Annotated in this window: 13 protein-coding genes and 2 pseudogenes; 12 read left to right on the plus strand and 3 right to left on the minus strand. The window is 71.5% G+C overall.

What is annotated here, in order from left to right; all coding sequences use genetic code 11:
- Positions 1-4 precede the first annotated feature (4 nt).
- Together E2C04_RS05565 and E2C04_RS05570 are read left to right on the plus strand one after the other, a co-directional pair.
- Positions 5-1,987 (plus strand): TIGR03960 family B12-binding radical SAM protein, encoded by a 1,983-nt coding sequence (locus tag E2C04_RS05565; protein ID WP_135831864.1) that lies wholly within the window; start codon positions 5-7, stop codon positions 1,985-1,987.
- Positions 1,988-1,995: 8 nt separating this feature from the next.
- On the plus strand, positions 1,996-2,271 hold the full coding sequence (locus E2C04_RS05570; protein WP_135831865.1) for a hypothetical protein: 276 nt from the start codon (positions 1,996-1,998) through the stop codon (positions 2,269-2,271).
- Between the two features lie 14 nt (positions 2,272-2,285).
- On the opposite strand, the gene E2C04_RS05575 is transcribed toward E2C04_RS05570, so the two are convergent.
- Together E2C04_RS05575 and E2C04_RS19340 are read right to left on the minus strand one after the other, a co-directional pair.
- Complete coding sequence (locus E2C04_RS05575) at positions 2,286-3,335, minus strand: MFS transporter (protein ID WP_238694438.1); 1,050 nt, start codon at positions 3,333-3,335, stop codon at positions 2,286-2,288.
- A gap of 11 nt (positions 3,336-3,346) precedes the next feature.
- Positions 3,347-3,490 carry a hypothetical protein gene (locus E2C04_RS19340; RefSeq protein ID WP_238694439.1) on the minus strand — a complete coding sequence of 48 codons (144 nt, stop codon included), beginning with the start codon at positions 3,488-3,490 and terminating at the stop codon, positions 3,347-3,349.
- A 45-nt stretch (positions 3,491-3,535) separates the two neighbouring features.
- On the opposite strand from E2C04_RS19340, the gene E2C04_RS05580 reads away from it, so the two are divergent.
- The 9 genes and pseudogenes from E2C04_RS05580 (at position 3,536) to E2C04_RS05620 (ending at position 14,988) form a co-directional block, all read left to right on the plus strand.
- The gene (locus E2C04_RS05580; RefSeq protein ID WP_135831866.1) at positions 3,536-4,282 is read left to right on the plus strand and encodes a TIGR03936 family radical SAM-associated protein; all 747 of its coding nucleotides are present in this window, start codon (positions 3,536-3,538) and stop codon (positions 4,280-4,282) included.
- A 351-nt stretch (positions 4,283-4,633) separates the two neighbouring features.
- Entirely contained in the window at positions 4,634-7,987 is a 3,354-nt protein-coding gene (locus E2C04_RS05585; RefSeq protein ID WP_202977916.1) for an Rne/Rng family ribonuclease, read from the plus strand.
- Between the two features lie 206 nt (positions 7,988-8,193).
- Entirely contained in the window at positions 8,194-8,496 is a 303-nt protein-coding gene (gene rplU, locus E2C04_RS05590; protein WP_135831868.1) for a 50S ribosomal protein L21, read from the plus strand.
- A gap of 36 nt (positions 8,497-8,532) precedes the next feature.
- Positions 8,533-8,787 (plus strand): 50S ribosomal protein L27, encoded by a 255-nt coding sequence (gene rpmA, locus E2C04_RS05595; RefSeq protein ID WP_135831869.1) that lies wholly within the window; start codon positions 8,533-8,535, stop codon positions 8,785-8,787.
- 116 nt (positions 8,788-8,903) lie between these two features.
- Positions 8,904-10,445, plus strand: a complete 1,542-nt coding sequence (obgE, locus tag E2C04_RS05600) for a GTPase ObgE (RefSeq protein ID WP_135831870.1) — start codon at positions 8,904-8,906, stop codon at positions 10,443-10,445.
- Positions 10,442-11,583, plus strand: a pseudogene (gene proB / locus E2C04_RS05605) (glutamate 5-kinase). The gene obgE and the pseudogene proB overlap by 4 nt, the downstream one beginning before the upstream one ends.
- Positions 11,584-11,619: 36 nt before the next feature.
- Positions 11,620-12,810, plus strand: coding sequence for a cysteine desulfurase family protein (locus E2C04_RS05610; RefSeq protein ID WP_135831871.1), 1,191 nt, complete (start codon positions 11,620-11,622; stop codon positions 12,808-12,810).
- A gap of 14 nt (positions 12,811-12,824) precedes the next feature.
- Positions 12,825-13,903: pseudogene (gene mnmA / locus E2C04_RS05615) on the plus strand (tRNA 2-thiouridine(34) synthase MnmA).
- Complete coding sequence (locus E2C04_RS05620; RefSeq protein WP_229721476.1) at positions 13,900-14,988, plus strand: uroporphyrinogen decarboxylase/cobalamine-independent methonine synthase family protein; 1,089 nt, start codon at positions 13,900-13,902, stop codon at positions 14,986-14,988. Before mnmA ends, E2C04_RS05620 begins: the two are co-directional and overlap by 4 nt.
- A gap of 53 nt (positions 14,989-15,041) precedes the next feature.
- Here E2C04_RS05620 and E2C04_RS05625 read toward each other — a convergent pair whose 3' ends face one another.
- On the minus strand, positions 15,042-15,476 hold the full coding sequence (locus E2C04_RS05625; RefSeq protein ID WP_135831872.1) for a DUF1330 domain-containing protein: 435 nt from the start codon (positions 15,474-15,476) through the stop codon (positions 15,042-15,044).
- A 71-nt stretch (positions 15,477-15,547) separates the two neighbouring features.
- Between E2C04_RS05625 and E2C04_RS05630 the strand changes: the two genes are divergently transcribed.
- A complete protein-coding gene (locus E2C04_RS05630; protein ID WP_135831873.1) occupies positions 15,548-15,916 on the plus strand; it encodes a hypothetical protein in 369 nt (122 codons plus the stop codon).
- The last annotated feature ends 287 nt before the right edge of the window (positions 15,917-16,203 follow it).

The following is a 16,203-nucleotide window of genomic DNA, read 5'->3' on the forward strand; positions in this document are numbered from 1 at the left end:
CCGCATGTCTCCCGCCTCCGACCCCGCTGCTGACGCAGTGTCGGTCTTCCACCTTCTCGAGCCGCGCCTGCCGTCGGTCTCGAAGCCGATCCAGTACGTGGGTGGCGAGCTCAACTCCGTCACCAAGGACTGGAGCTGCGGTGACGCCGGTGAGGCCGGCGCGACCGTGCGGTGGGCGCTCATGTACCCGGACGCGTACGAGGTGGGCCTGCCCAACCAGGGCGTGCAGATCCTGTACGAGGTGCTCAACGAGCGCGACTGGATCGTCGCCGAGCGCACCTACGCGGTGTGGCCCGACATGGAGGCCGTGATGCGCGAGGACGGCATCGGCCAGTTCACCGTCGACAGCCACCGCCTGGTGCGCGCCTTCGACCTCTTCGGCCTGAGCTTCTCCACCGAGCTCGGCTACACCAACATGCTCAACGCCCTCGACCTGGCGGGCATCGCCCTGCACGCCGTCGACCGTGGCGACGACGAGCCGATCGTGATCGCCGGTGGCCACGCGGCCTTCAACCCCGAGCCGATCGCCGACTTCATCGACGCGGCCGTCCTGGGTGACGGCGAGGAGGTCGTGCTCCAGATCTCCGAGGTCGTCCGCGAGTGGAAGGTCGAGGGTCGCCCCGGCGGCCGCGACGAGGTGCTGCGTCGCCTCGCCGTCAGCGGCGGCGTCTACGTGCCGAAGTTCTACGACGTCACCTACGCCGCCGACGGCTCCATCGAGGCGATCGTGCCGAACCGCCCCGGGATCCCCTTCCGGGTGAAGAAGCACACCCTGATGGACCTGGACGCCTGGCCCTACCCGGCCAACCCCCTGGTGCCGCTGGCCGAGACCGTCCACGAGCGCTTCAGCGTCGAGATCTTCCGTGGCTGCACCCGCGGCTGCCGCTTCTGCCAGGCCGGCATGATCACCCGTCCGGTGCGCGAGCGCTCGCTCACCACGATCGGCGCGATGGTCGAGAACGGCATCCGCAAGTCGGGCTTCGAGGAGGTCGGCCTGCTGTCGCTGTCGTCGGCCGACCACACCGAGATCGGTGACCTCGCCACCGACCTGGCCGACCGCTACGAGGGCAGCAACGTCTCGCTGTCGCTGCCCTCGACCCGCGTCGACGCCTTCAACATCACGCTGGCCAACGAGTTCTCCCGCAACGGTCGTCGCTCCGGCCTCACCTTCGCGCCCGAGGGCGGCAGCGACCGGATGCGCAAGGTCATCAACAAGATGGTCGACGAGGAGGACCTGATCCGCACGGTCGCCACGGCGTACAGCCACGGCTGGCGCCAGGTGAAGCTCTACTTCATGGTGGGCCTGCCCACCGAGACCGACGAGGACGTCCTCCAGGTCGCCGACCTCGCCAAGCGGGTCATCCAGAAGGGCCGCGAGGCGTCGGGCCGCAACGACGTGCGGTGCACCGTCTCCATCGGTGGCTTCGTGCCGAAGCCGCACACCCCCTTCCAGTGGGCGGCCCAGCTCGACCACGAGACCACCGACGAGCGCCTGCGCAAGCTGCGCGACGTCGTCCGCGAGGACAAGAAGTACGGTCGCGCGATCGGTTTCCGCTACCACGACGGCAAGCCCGGCATCGTCGAGGGACTGCTCTCCCGCGGTGACCGTCGCGTCGGTCGCGTGATCGAGGAGGTGTGGCGCGACGGTGGTCGGTTCGACGGCTGGAGCGAGCACTTCTCGTACGACCGTTGGATGACGTCCGCCGAGAAGGCCTTCGCCGGCACCGGCGTCGATGTCGACTGGTTCACCACCCGTGAGCGTTCCTACGACGAGGTCCTGCCTTGGGACCACCTCGACTCAGGTCTCGACAAGGACTGGCTGTGGGGTGACTGGGAGGACGCGCTCGCCGCGGCCGAGGGCCAGGACATCGAGGTCGAGGACTGCCGCTGGACCCCCTGCTACGACTGCGGCGTGTGCCCGGAGATGAACACCGAGATCCAGATCGGCCCGACCGGCCAGCGGCTCCTGCCGCTGAGCGTGGTCTGAGGGCGACGATGGCACGCAAGGACGAGGAGCCCAAGGGCCGCCCGACGCCTCCGCAGAAGGGGGAGCGTCCCGGCATCGAGGAGGCGTTCCGTTCCTCCGGCGAGGGGCCGAGCGCCGCCGCGGGCTTCGCCACCGCAGGCGTCTTCGTGCTGATCGCGCTGGCGATCGGGGGAGTGGTCTGGGGTGCGGCGCAGCTCGACATCCCGATGTTCCCGGTGGTGCTGGTCGTGATCGCCGCGCTCTTCGGCGCCTTCACTCTGCTGCAGCGCAGCGTCAAGGACTGACGTACGACCCGGGCTCAGGCCGCGCGGGCAGCCCTCGCGGCCCGAGCGGCGATCTGGTCCTCGAGGCGCATCGGGCGACCGACGTACATGCCCAGGGCCACGAGCGGCACCAGCAGGCCGAGCATCAGCACCAGCGGCCAGGTCCAGCCGTCGGTCGCGCCGTGCACCAGCCCGACCACGAACGGGCCGGGCGCCGCGATCAGGTAGCCGACCGACTGCGCGAAGCCTGACAGTGCAGCGGTGCCCTCGGGCGTCCGCGCGCGCAGGCTGATCAGCACCAGGATCAGCGGGAAGGTCATCGCTCCGACGCCGCTCAGGGCTGCCCACAGTGGCGCCACCCGCTCCGGGAGCACCAGCAGCCCGACGAAGGCGACCGGGTAGCAGGCCATCACCGCGAGCATCAGCGGGCGCTGGTCGTGGACCCGGCCGACCAGTGTCGGCAGCACCAGGCTGAGCGGGATGCCGACCGCGGCGATGACGCCGACGAAGAGGCCCGCCTCGGTCGCGGAGTAGCCGTTGTCGCGCCACAGCTGCGCGAACCAGCCGAACATCGTGTACGCGAGTGCGGACTGCACGCCGAAGAAGCCGGCGAGGGCCCAGCCCAGCGGCGTACGCGCGACCTGGCCGAACGTGATCGTGGCCGCGCGCTCCTCGGGTCGCCGGTCGTGAACCATCAGGCTGATCCACGGCAGGGCGGCGAGTGCAGCCAGCACGGCCCACAGCCCCAGCCCCCAGCGCCAGCTGCCGAGGGCGTCGGAGACCGGCACGGTGGCGGTGAAGGCGAGGGTGAGCCCGACCGCCATCGCGGTCGTGTAGAGCGCGGTCGCGGTGCCGATCCGCCGCGGGAAGTGCAGCTTGACCAGCGAGGGCGTCAGCACGTTGGCGCAGGCCATGCCCGAGACCGCGAGCAGGGTGAAGAGCAGGAAGAGCACCTGGTCACCGGTGAGTGCGCGCAGGGTGAGCCCGGCGACGACGGAGACCAGGGAGAGGAAGAGCACCCGGTGCAGTCCCACCGTGCGCGCCAGCCAGGGCGCCGCGGCGCCGACGAGCGCGAAGGCGAGCACCGGCAACGAGGTCAGCAGGCCGGCCGTGGGGGCGAGAGGTCGAGGCCCGCACGCACCTCCGCGAGGACCGGTCCGACGCTCACCGCCGCGGGTCTCAGGTTGAGGGCCAGGAGGACCAGACCGAGGAGGACGAGTGTGCGGTTGCGGGGGGACACCTGATTCATTCTCGTCCCGCCCACCCCCGCCCGACGAAATCGGAGATGGCGGCCCGGCCGGGCTACCGTGTGGCCGTGCCACGTACGCAGCCCGAGCAGCAGGCCCCGCCCGTCCAGCGACTTCGCGTCCGCTACGCCAAGCGGGGACGTCTGCGCTTCACCAGCCACCGCGACTTCTCGCGTGCCTTCGAGCGGGCGATCTTCCGCGCACGCCTGCCCATGGCGTACTCCTCGGGATTCAACCCGCACCCGCGCATCTCGTACGCCGGGGCCGCGCCGACCGGATCGGCGTCCGAGGCGGAGTACCTGGAGATCGGCCTGGCGCAGGTGCTCGACCCGGCCGAGGTGCACCGCATGCTCGACGAGTCGCTGCCCGACGGCCTCGACGTGCTCGAGGTCGTGGAGTCGCCCGGCGGCTCGCTGGCCGATCTCCTGCAGGCCAGCCGCTGGCGCATCACGCTGCCCGGCGCCGGTGACCTCAACGGTCTCGTGGAGGCCTTCCTGGCCGCGGAGACGGTGACCGTGGAGCGGATGACGAAGAAGGGCCTGCGCGAGTTCGACGCCCGCGCCGCCGTGCTCTCCCTCGAGGCGCAGACCTCGGGCGACGTCACGGTGCTCGACGTCGTCATCGAGCACGTGGTCCCGGCCGTGCGCCCCGACGACGTGCTGACCGCGCTGGCCTCGGTGGGGGAGTTCCCGACCGGGATCGTGCCGCTGCTGACCCGGGTCGCCCAGGGCCCCCTGGAGCGTGCGACCGGCACGGTGCGCGACCCGCTGACGCCTGCGTCATAGGGACGTTTGCGCGGCCGTGTGCGAGAATGACGGCGGTCGCACCGTGCGGCACCCGTCACAGGGTGTGACCCGACGACGTTCTCGCCGTGCTGGTCCGTCCAGCTCGGCACGTGGGATGAAGGTCGTCACCAGACCGCGACGCGGCCCGGGGAGTCGGTGACAGAGGCCCCCCGCGTACCTCCTGGGAGACCGGGTGGGCGAGGGCCCCGCGACCGCGGCAGGTGACCGACACGCTTCCCGCGACGCAGCAGCGGAGGGGTCGCCGCCACCTACAGGCTTTGCGTCAGGCTCCTGGACACTCGGGGCCCGGCGTCCTACACCCCGGTGCCAGGCACCGGTCGAGGAGCTCACGTGCTCGACGACACCACTCCCGCTGACGAGAACGTCACTACCCCCGCCTCGGCGGAGGAGCCGCAGGCCCCGGCGGCGAAGAAGGCCCCCGCGAAGCGGGCAGCCGCGAAGAAGGCTCCGGCCAAGAAGGCCGCCGCCAAGCGCACCACCAAGAAGGCGGCGGCTCCCGCCGCCGAGACGACCGAGGCGCCCGAGGCTGCCGCAGCCGAGCCCACTGCCGAGCCCGCTGCCGAGGCTCCTGCTGCCGGCGAGACCGCCGAGGCCGCGCCCGCCAAGAAGGCCGTCGCGAAGCGCACCCGCAAGGCCCCGGCCAAGAAGGTCGCCGCACCTGCCGAGGTCGCTGCCCCCGCCGAGAGCGCGCTCCCCGTCGACGACCAGCCCGCCGCCGCTGCGCCCGAGGCTGACGCGGCCGCCGAAGCGCCTGCCGAGAAGCCGGCCAAGAAGGCTGCCGCCAAGCGCACCGCCGCGAAGAAGACCGCCAAGAAGGCTCCGGCCAAGAAGGCCGCTGCTGCCCAGGTCGCCCCTGACGCTGCTGCGCCCGCTGCTGAGGCGGACGCCGCGCCCGCCGCCGACGCCGCCGAGGGGGCCAGCGACACCCTGCCCCTCTTCCAGGCTCCCGAGCCGGCGAAGAAGGCGGCCGCCAAGCGCACCCGCAAGCGCGCCGTCAAGGCCGTCGAGGTCGCGCCGGAGGTGACCGAGGAGGTCGCCGAGGAGGAGACCGACGAGGCTGCTGCCCGCGAGGTCGGCGCCGAGGCCGCTGGGGCCGAGACGGCCGAGGCGGCCGACGAGGCTGCCGAGGCTGCTGACTCCGCCGAGGCCGGTGACGAGTCCGACGACAACGGCGACGAGGACGGCGAGGGCACCCCGAGCCGCCGTCGCCGTCGCCGCGGTGGCCGTCGTCGCCGCAAGTCGGGCGACTCCTCCGCCGAGAACGGTGACGACAACGGCGACGAGTCCGACGCCGAGGGTGACAGCAGCTCCGACGAGAGCGGCGACAAGTCCGCCGACGACAAGTCCGACTCCGACGACTCCGATGACGAGGGCGGCTCCTCGAGCTCGCGCCGCCGTCGCCGTCGCCGCCGCTCGGGCGACTCCGACTCCGGCTCCAGCGACGACCCGGAGAACACCGTCACCCGGGTCCGTTCCTCGCGCACCGGCGAGGACCAGATCACCGCGCTGGCCGGCTCCACCCGCCTCGAGGCGAAGAAGCAGCGGCGCCGCGAGGGCCGCGAGGCCGGTCGCCGTCGCGCCCCGATCGTGAGCGAGGCCGAGTTCCTGGCCCGGCGCGAGGCCGTCGATCGCGTCATGGTGATCCGCCAGAAGAAGGACCTCACCCAGATCGCCGTCCTCGAGGACAAGGTCCTCGTCGAGCACTACGTCGCCCGCGAGGCGCAGACGTCGCTGATCGGCAACGTCTACCTGGGCCGCGTGCAGAACGTGCTTCCCTCGATGGAGGCCGCCTTCATCGACATCGGCAAGGGCCGCAACGCGGTGCTCTACGCCGGTGAGGTCAACTGGTCGGCCCTCGGCCACAAGGACGGCCAGGCGCGCAAGATCGAGTCCGTGCTCAGCCCGGGACAGCCCGTCCTGGTGCAGGTCACCAAGGACCCGATCGGCCACAAGGGCGCCCGCCTCACCAGCCAGGTCTCCCTGGCCGGTCGCTTCCTGGTCTACGTGCCGGACGGCACCACCTCGGGCATCTCCCGCAAGCTCCCCGACACCGAGCGCAACCGTCTCAAGACGCTGCTCAAGGAGATCGTCCCGGACAGCGCCGGCGTCATCGTGCGTACGGCTGCCGAGGGTGCCAGCGAGGAGGAGCTGACCCGCGACGTCGAGCGGCTCAAGGCCCGCTGGGAGGACATCGAGTCCAAGGCCCGCGGCAACGCGCCGCAGCTGCTCTACGGAGAGCCCGACCTGACGCTGAAGGTCGTCCGCGACCTCTTCACCGAGGACTTCTCCAAGCTCGTCATCGAGGGTGACGACGCCTGGGAGACCGTCTCCTCCTACGTCGAGCACGTCGCTCCCGACCTCGCCGACCGCGTCGAGAAGTACGCCCCGGCAGACGCCGCCTCGGCGATCCAGGGCGACGTCTTCGCGACGTACCGCATCGACGAGCAGATCGCGAAGGGCCTCGACCGCAAGGTCTGGCTCCCCTCGGGTGGCTCGCTGGTCATCGACCGCACCGAGGCGATGACCGTCGTCGACGTCAACACCGGCAAGTTCACCGGCTCCGGGGGCAACCTCGAGGAGACGGTGACCAAGAACAACCTCGAGGCCGCCGAGGAGATCGTCCGCCAGCTCCGGCTGCGCGACATCGGCGGCATCATCGTCGTCGACTTCATCGACATGGTCCTCGAGTCCAACCGTGACCTGGTGGTGCGCCGCCTCGTCGAGTGCCTGGGCCGTGACCGGACCCGGCACCAGGTCGCCGAGGTCACGTCGCTCGGCCTCGTCCAGATGACGCGCAAGCGCATCGGCACGGGCCTGCTGGAGTCGTTCTCGACCGACTGCGAGCACTGCAACGGCCGCGGCGTCGTGACGCACGCGCACCCGATCGAGTCGAAGTCCGGCGGCAGCTCCTCCGACGACGAGGGCCGCCGTGGCCGCGGTCGCCGGGGCCGGGGCCGCGACAACGACAAGCATTCCGAGAAGCAGGGCGACCAGTCCTCCGACAAGCAGCAGTCCGACAAGCAGCAGTCCGACAAGCAGTCGGAGAAGCAGTCCGACCAGCGTCCGGAGAAGCAGGACGGCCAGGAGAAGCAGTCCGGACGCAGCCGAGGCCGCGACCGTGACCGTGACCGCCAGCCGGCCGCGGCCGGGGCGCCCTCACCGAAGGACGTCGCCGCCATGGCGCGCCACGAGGAGGCCACTGCCGCCGACGAGGCTGCCCAGTCCACGGAACAGGCTCCTGCCGAGGTGAAGGCACCCGAGGTGGGGCTGTCCCAGAGCTCCGAGGCTCCCGAGAAGCCGGTCGAGCGTGCTCCTGAGAAGGTGGCCGAACCGGAGACGGTCGAGGCGGCCGATCCGACCGCCGACGCCGCCCCCAAGGTCGTCACGCGTACGCGGCGCGGTGCGTCGCGTCGTACGGCCATCACCACCGCGACCTCGACGGCGATCGTCGTCACCGCCGACCCCACTCCCGCCGCCGTCGAGACCGCCCCTGAGCCGGTCTCGGAGGAGGCACGGCCCAAGGTCGTCACCCGCACCCGTGGACGCGCTGCGGCGCGCCCTGCGGGCCCGCCCAGCGACGACGCCAGCACCGGCGCCGGCGCGGACGGAGCGGCGGAGGACGCCGGCGCGGAGTCGTCGGTGGAGCACGTCCCCGTGAAGAAGAAGGGGACGCGCAAGCGTTGACGGAGGCTGGGTGGGCCCTCCCGGGTCCGCGCGGCAGCGCTCGTTTTGCACTGCCGCACCAGCCCCCGTAGTATTGACCCTCGGTGTTCGAAGCACCTCCCTGCGTGTTGCGCAGGCTGTTGATCCAACGGCCGCGAGACGTGGGCGCCCTGAGTTTTGGAAGTTGTTGACGGGACCTTCTGGTCCGACGAGGAGAGTGAGTCGCGGTGTACGCGATCGTGCGCAGTGGCAGCAAGCAGCAGAAGGTTGTTGTTGGCGATGTCATCGAGATCGACAAGGTCGAGACCGCCGTCGGCGAGTCCGTCTCCCTTCCCGTCGTGATGGTGGTGGACGGCGAGTCCGTCACCGCCACCGGTCTGGACAAGGCCTCCGTGGCCGCTGAGGTCCTCGGCGGCACCAAGGGTCCGAAGATCGTGATCCAGAAGTACAAGAACAAGACCGGCTACAAGAAGCGCCAGGGTCACCGTCAGAAGTACACCCAGGTCAAGGTCACCGCAATCAACGTCTGACGCGTCTGCGCCAGTAACACCCCGAAGGACTGAGTAATGGCACACAAGAAGGGTGCGGCCTCCACCAAGAACGGTCGCGACTCCAACGCACAGCGCCTCGGCGTGAAGCGCTACGGCGGTCAGCTCGTCAACGCCGGCGAGATCATCGTCCGCCAGCGTGGCACCCACTTCCACCCGGGTGCCGGCGTCGGCCGCGGTGGCGACGACACGCTGTTCGCGCTGGTCGCGGGCGCCGTGGAGTTCGGCACCAAGCGTGGTCGCAAGGTCGTCAACATCGTCTCCGGCGAGTGATCTGACGCTTCACCACACCAAGACATCAGGCGAAGGGCGCTCCTAGAATCAGGGCGCCCTTCGGCGTTCGCACCACCCCTGCAGCACTTCGCAGCACCTTTCCCCAGGAGAACCCCATGGCCGTCCCCACTTTCGTCGATCGGGTGACGTTGCACGTCGCCGCTGGTCGCGGCGGCCACGGTGTCGCCTCCGTCCATCGGGAGAAGTTCAAGCCCCTCGGCGGCCCCGACGGCGGCAACGGAGGTCCGGGTGGATCGGTGATCCTCCGCGTCGACCCCGACGTCACCACGCTGATCGACTACCACCACAGCCCGAAGCGCAGCGCGCAGAACGGCGCCGGCGGTGCCGGTGCCCACCGCAACGGCGCGCACGGCGCCGACCTGGTGCTGCCGGTGCCCGACGGCACCGTCGTCACCGACATGCAGGGCAACGTGCTGGCCGACCTCGTGGGCCCCGGCACCGAGATGGTCGTGGCCCAGGGTGGCCGCGGTGGTCTCGGCAACGCTGCGCTGGCCTCGGCCAAGCGCAAGGCTCCCGGCTTCGCGCTGCTCGGTGAGCCGGGCGAGGAGCTGCAGATCGGCCTCGAGCTCAAGGTCGTCGCCGACATCGGCCTGGTGGGCTACCCCAGCGCCGGCAAGTCGTCGCTGATCGCCGCGATCTCGCGGGCCCGCCCCAAGATCGCCAACTACCCCTTCACCACCCTGGTGCCCAACCTCGGCGTGGTCCGCGCCGGCGACACCGTCTTCACGGTCGCCGACGTGCCCGGCCTGATCGAGGGCGCGGCCGACGGGCGCGGCCTGGGCCACGACTTCCTGCGCCACATCGAGCGCTGCGCGGCGATCGTGCACGTGGTCGACACCGCGTCGATCGAGCCGGGTCGCAACCCGGTCGACGACCTCGCCGCCATGGAGCACGAGTTGGCCCGTTACGGCGGCCTCGAGGACCGTCCGCGCCTGGTCGCCCTCAACAAGGTCGACGTGCCCGACGGTGCCGAGATCGCCGAGATGGTGATCGACGACCTGCGCAAGGAGGGCCACCTGGTCTTCCCGATCTCCGCGGCCAGCGGCCAGGGCACCAAGGAGCTCATCTTCGCGATGGCCGAGATCGTCCAGCGTTCGCGCGCGGAGAAGCCGGTCGTCGAGGCGCAGCGCATCGTGCTGCGGCCCCCGGCCATCGCCGGTGGCGGCGACTTCGAGGTCGTGCGCGAGGGCGACACGTGGCGCGTGCGCGGCGAGAAGCCCGAGCGCTGGGTCCGCCAGACCGACTTCTCCAACGAGGAGGCCGTGGGCTACCTGGCCGACCGCCTCAACCGTCTCGGCATCGAGGAGACGCTCGTCAAGAAAGGGGCCGAGGAGGGCGACGCCGTCGTCATCGGTCCCGTCGACAACTCCGTCGTCTTCGACTTCAAGCCGTCCATCGAGGCCGGGGCCGAGATGCTTGGCCGTCGCGGCGAGGACCAGCGCCTGCGCGAGGACCGTCCCGCGGCCCAGCGTCGTCGCGACATCCAGGAAGCCCTGCCCGACCGCGGAGAGAACGAGACGCGTGCCGACGTGGCGCGCCGTCTCGACCGCGAGATGCGCCCCGGTGTCGGCCCGATGTCCTACGAGATCGGCTCGAAGGACGACCCCGACTGGGCCGAGGACGACCCCGACGCATGAGTGGGGCGAGCAGCGCGCAGGCCGGCGGCCTGCGTGAGGACGTACGCAGCGCCAAGCGCGTCGTGGTCAAGATCGGTTCCTCGTCGCTGACCACCAACGGCGGAGGGCTCGAGCCCGACCGCATCGCCGAGCTGGTCGACGTGCTCGCAGCCGTCCGCGCCCGCGGCGCCGAGGTCGTGCTGGTCTCCTCCGGCGCCATCGCTGCCGGCCTGACCCCGCTGGGCCTGGCCACCCGCCCGAGCGCACTGGCGCTGCAGCAGGCGGCCGCCTCGGTCGGCCAGGGACTGCTGGTGCACCACTACCAGCAGCAGTTCGCGCGCCACTCGATCACCACCGGCCAGGTGCTGCTCACCGTCGACGACGTGATCCGCCGCGCCTCCTACCGCAACGCCCACCAGACCATCTCGGCGCTCCTCGACCTGGGTGTGGTGCCGGTTGTCAACGAGAACGACACCGTCGCCACCTCCGAGATCCGCTTCGGGGCGACAACGACCGGCTCGCCGCGCTGGTCGCGCACCTGGTGCACGCCGACCTGCTGGTGCTGCTCTCCGACGTCGACGCCCTCTACGACGGACCGCCCAGCCGCCCCGGCGTACGACGCCTGCGCGACGTCCGCTCCGACGCCGACCTCGACGGCGTCGAGATCGGCTCCGTCGGCTCCGCGGTGGGCACGGGCGGCATGGTCACCAAGGTCGAGGCCGCCCGGATCGCCACCGGCGCCGGGATCCCCGTCGTGCTGACCTCGGCCGCCAACGCGGGTGCCGCGCTGGCCGGCGAGGAGGTCGGCACGCTCTTCCACGCGACCGGTCGCCGCCGGCCGATCCGCCATCTCTGGCTGGCCCACGCCACCGAGGGCAAGGGCAGCCTGGTGCTGGACGCCGGAGCGGTGCGTGCCGTCGTCGAGCGCGGCGCCTCCCTGCTGGCCGCGGGCGTCACCCATGTCGAGGGCAGCTTCGTCGCCGGTGACCCGATCGACCTGGCCGGTCCTGACGGGGTCGTCGTGGCCCGTGGGCTGGTCAACTTCGACGCCGCGGAGATCCCGGGCCTGCTGGGGCGCTCGACGGGTGACCTCAAGGAGGAGTTCGGCGACGCCTACGACCGGGCGCTGGTGCACCGTGACGACCTCGTCCTGCTCTGAGGTGGCCCACCCCGCCTGCCGTAGGCTGGTCCGGTCATGACGAGCGCCGTGCCGAGCACCACCTACCTGGACCACGCCGCGACCACCCCCATGCTGCCGGTCGCCGTGGAGGCGATGACGCGCCACCTCACCGAGGTCGGCAACGCCAACTCGCTGCACGCCGCCGGGCGGCGCGCACGCCGGGTCGTGGAGGAGAGCCGTGAGGCGATCGCGGCCGCCATCGGCTGCCGCCCGGGCGAGGTCGTCTTCACCTCCGGCGGCACCGAGGCCGATAACATGGCGCTCAAGGGCGTCCTGTGGGCCCGCAAGGCGCAGGACCCGCGCCGCACCCGCATCCTGACCACCGCGGTCGAGCACCACGCCGTGCTCGACCCGCTGGAGTGGTTGGCCAAGCGTGGCGAGGCCGAGGTCGAACTGCTGCCCGTTGACCGGGCCGGGCGTCTCGACCTCGAGGCGCTGCGTACGTCGATCGAGCGCGACCCCACCTCGGTCGCCCTGATCTCGGTGATGTGGGCCAACAACGAGGTCGGCACGCTGCAGCCGATCGACGAGGTCGTGGCGATCGCCACCGAGCACCAGATCCCCGTGCACACCGACGCCGTCCAGGCCGTCGGCGCCGTGCCCGTCGACTTCGCCGCGAGCGGCGTCGACGCCCTGACCTTCACCGGCCACAAGCTGGGCGGACCCTACGGCATCGGGGCACTGGTCGTACGCCGCGAGCTGCGCGTCGACCCGCTGCTGCACGGTGGCGGTCAGGAGCGCGGCATCCGCTCCGGCACCCTCGACCCGCCGGCGGTCGCCGGGCTCGCCGCCGCGGTGACTGCTGCGGTGGCTGCCCGCGAGGCGCACGCCGCCAAGGTCTCCGCGCTACGCGACGACCTGGTGCGACGCGTGGTCGAGGTCGTCCCCGACGCCCACCTGCACGGTGACCCGGAGCTCCGGCTGCCCGGCAACGCGCACGTGGGCTTCCCCGACTGCGAGGGCGACTCGCTGCTGATGCTGCTCGACGCCCAGGGCATCGCCTGCTCGACGGGGTCGGCCTGCTCGGCCGGCGTGCCGCAGCCCTCCCACGTGCTGCTGGCGATGGGCTGCGACCCGGTGCAGGCGCGCCACTCGCTGCGCTTCTCCTTCGGCCACACCAGCACGGCTGCCGACGTCGACGCGGTCGTCGCGGCGATCGGTCCGGCCGTGGAGCGCGCCCGCCTGGCGATGCGCAGGCCGTCGTGAGAGTTCTCGCCGCGATGTCCGGGGGAGTGGACTCCGCCGTCGCTGCCGCGCGCGCCGTCGAGGCCGGCCACGACGTGACCGGCGTCCACCTGGCGCTGTCGCGCAACCCCGCGTCCTACCGCAGCGGCGCCCGCGGTTGCTGCACGATCGAGGACTCCAACGACGCGCGGCGGGCGGCCGATGTGATCGGCATCCCGTTCTACGTGTGGGACATGTCGGACGAGTTCCACGAGGGCGTCGTCGAGGACTTCATGGACGAGTACGCCGCCGGCCGCACCCCGAACCCGTGCCTGCGCTGCAACGAAAAGATCAAGTTCGCCGCGGTGCTCGACCGGGCGCTGGCGCTGGGCTTCGACGCCGTCGCGACCGGCCACTACGCGCAGCTGCGCACCGGGGCCGACGGCCTGATCGAGATGCACCGGGCGGTCGACCACGGCAAGGACCAGTCCTACGTGCTGGGTGTGCTCACCCAGGAGCAGCTGGCCCACTCGCTCTTCCCGCTGGGGACACCTCCAAGCCGGTGGTCCGCGAGGAGGCTGCGCGTCGGGGCCTGCTGGTCGCCGACAAGCCGGACTCCCACGACATCTGCTTCGTCGCCGACGGCGACACCGCCGGCTGGCTCAAGGAGAAGCTCGGCGACCGGGCCCCCAACGACGGTGGGGACATCGTCGACGACGCCACCGGCGAGGTGCTGGGGCAGCACGCGGGGACGTACGGCTTCACGATCGGTCAGCGCAAGGGACTGCGGATCGGTCGTCCGGCGCCCGACGGCAAGCCGCGCTTCGTGCTGGACATCGAGCCCGTGTCGGGGACCGTACGCGTGGGCTCGCGCGACCGGCTGGCGGTGGACGCGATCGACGCCGACCGCGCCCGCTGGTGCGGCACCGTGCCGGAGCGCGTCGCGGGGACCGTGCAGCTGCGCGCCCACGGCGACGAGCACCGTGCGGTGGTGACCACCGACGGCGAGAAGGTGCGCGTCGAGCTGCTCGACCACGCGACCGGCATTGCGCCCGGCCAGGCGGTCGTGATCTACGACGGCAGCCGCGTCGTCGGCTCGGCGACGATCACACAGGCGCACCGGGTGACGGTGTGAGTCTGCTGCTGCCGGGCGACGAGGGCTTCGGGGCTTCCGAGACGACGTCGACCGAGGTCGTACGCACGGGGCCGCTCGCGACGGGCATCGGCTCGATGCCCGGGGGAGAGGTGCTCCAGGAGGCCGACAACGCGCGTGCCTACACGGAGGCGGTGCGCGTCGTCCTGGGTGAGCTGGAGGACGGTGCCCACCTGCCCGAGCTGCCCGGACGCGGCGCGGTCGCCGACATGGTCGGGCGCGGCCTCGCGCTGGTCGCCGGCCTCGGTGCCGACCTGCAGCCTGCCGGGTGGCGCCTGACCGGTGGACCCGGCGGGCTCGACCAGCGGCGTGCGCGGTCGCTGCTCGCTCAGGACCTCGACACCGTCGAGGAGCTGACCCAGGGCTACGAGGGCACCTTCAAGGTGCAGGTCGCCGGCCCGTGGACGTTGGCCGCGACGGTCGAGAAGCCGCGCGGCGACAAGGTGCTCTCTGACTTCGGCGCCCGACGTGACCTGGCTCAGGGGCTGGCGGAGGGCCTGCGCGACCACGTCGCTGACGTACGCCGTCGCGTGCCGTCTGCGGCTCGCCTCGTCGTGCAGGTCGACGAGCCGGCGCTGTCGGCCGTCATGCAGGCCCACGTGCCGACCGCGAGCGGCTTCGGGCGGCACCGCCGCGTCGATCCGCCCGAGGCGTCGGCGTTGCTGGCCGAGGTGCTGGGGGCGGTGACGGACGCCGGCGCCGAGCCGTGGGTGCACTCGTGTGCCGCGGACGTCCCGTGGGACCTGGTCAGCGACGCCGGAGCCGTCGGCCTGCTGGTCGACCTGGACCGGGTCGACGCCGTCGCGATCGACCACCTCGCTGCTCACTTGGAGCGCGGGGGAGTGCTGGGCCTGGGCGTGCTCCCGAGCACGGACCCGACCGGCGCGATCGGCGACAAGGCCGTGACCGAGCGCGTGCTGCGCTGGCTCGACATGGTCGGCTTCGACCCCGAGGAGGTCGCGCCGCGGATCGTGGTCACGCCGAGCTGTGGGTTGGCTGGCGCGAGTACGACGTGGGCTCGCCGCGCGTTGTCGTTGGCGGCGGCGACGGCGCGGCACCTGTCCTGACGGAGACGCGTCGACGCGCTGCCGTGCGCCTGTATGGGCGTGCGACCCGCCAGTCAGGCGTACGTCGGGATGAGGCGGGAGTCTGCCAGTGCTGCCGTCCGGTGCGCGGCGGCCTCAAGATAGGCGGGGTTCTCGAGCATGGCCCGGAAGGCTGCCGGGCTGGGATACCGCACCGTCATCATCCCGTCCCACTGCTCGCCCGCGGGGCCGATGAACGTCGGTCCACAGGTGCTGAAGTGCTCCATCGACCCGCCGATCTCGGCGAGCGCGGCCTGCGCCGCCGCGCCGTACCTTTTGTAGGCCTCGGCGCCGGAGATCGGTGCGTCGGGGGCGAGGTCGGGGTGGTCCGAGTAGTCGGCGACGTCGCGGAACCGCACCAGGTTGAGCATGACCACCGGTCGATCGGCGTCCAGCTGCTCCAGCGCCGCGAACTGGGCGGCGGTGGGCTCGACACTGCGATGCGCCGTGGGAGGAAGTTCTGTCTCCATGCGCACACGCTAGTGCTGGGTCGTCCTTCCGATGGAGAAGCAGCAGGGGCAACGAACTATCGTGGTGCGCGATGATCACCCGCCGTGCTGCCGCCCAACGCCTCGACATCCCCGTCGAGATGGCCACCCGCAACGGTCTGCCGTCGAAGCTCACCGAGGCGCAGCTGCGTCAGATTGAGGACAACCCGCCGCCGTGGCTTGTCCAGTCGCGCGCCAACCGCACCGGCAAGAAGCCGGTGTGGGTCGACCTCGAGTGCAGCGTGTGCGGTTTCGCCGAGAAGGCCCGGCCAAAGAAGTGGTGGCCGGCGTTCACCCACCTAGCCTGCGAGCACCACCGTGCCTCGGGCCTGCCGCCGGTACCGGCGGGGGAGCAGCGCGCGGAGTATCCGGGCATCGGGAGCCGGTTCGTCGGGTTCGTGGACTTCCCGCTGGATCTGTAGGGGATTACCGCCGCTCGGCCTCACGGGGCGAGGTGCTTGGACGGGGTGCGTGACTCCACCCACAAAGACGCATCACATTCGCCGCTCAGTCTGAGCTGTAATCGTCAGGGTGTAAACCTCCGGCTTCGAGCAACAATCCGGCCAAATGGTTAGCCAGTTCTGCGGAACCCTTGGGCACGAATTGCGCAGGTGTTGAAGCCGCCTATTAATCTCCTCCGGTTGGCAGTACCCACGTGCCAACCTGTCCAAGTAGGCCAGTTCGTCGACAGCACGCTTCTCAAGGGTCT

The organism is Nocardioides daphniae (assembly GCF_004777465.1).
Classification (GTDB): Bacteria; Actinomycetota; Actinomycetes; order Propionibacteriales; family Nocardioidaceae; genus Nocardioides; species Nocardioides daphniae.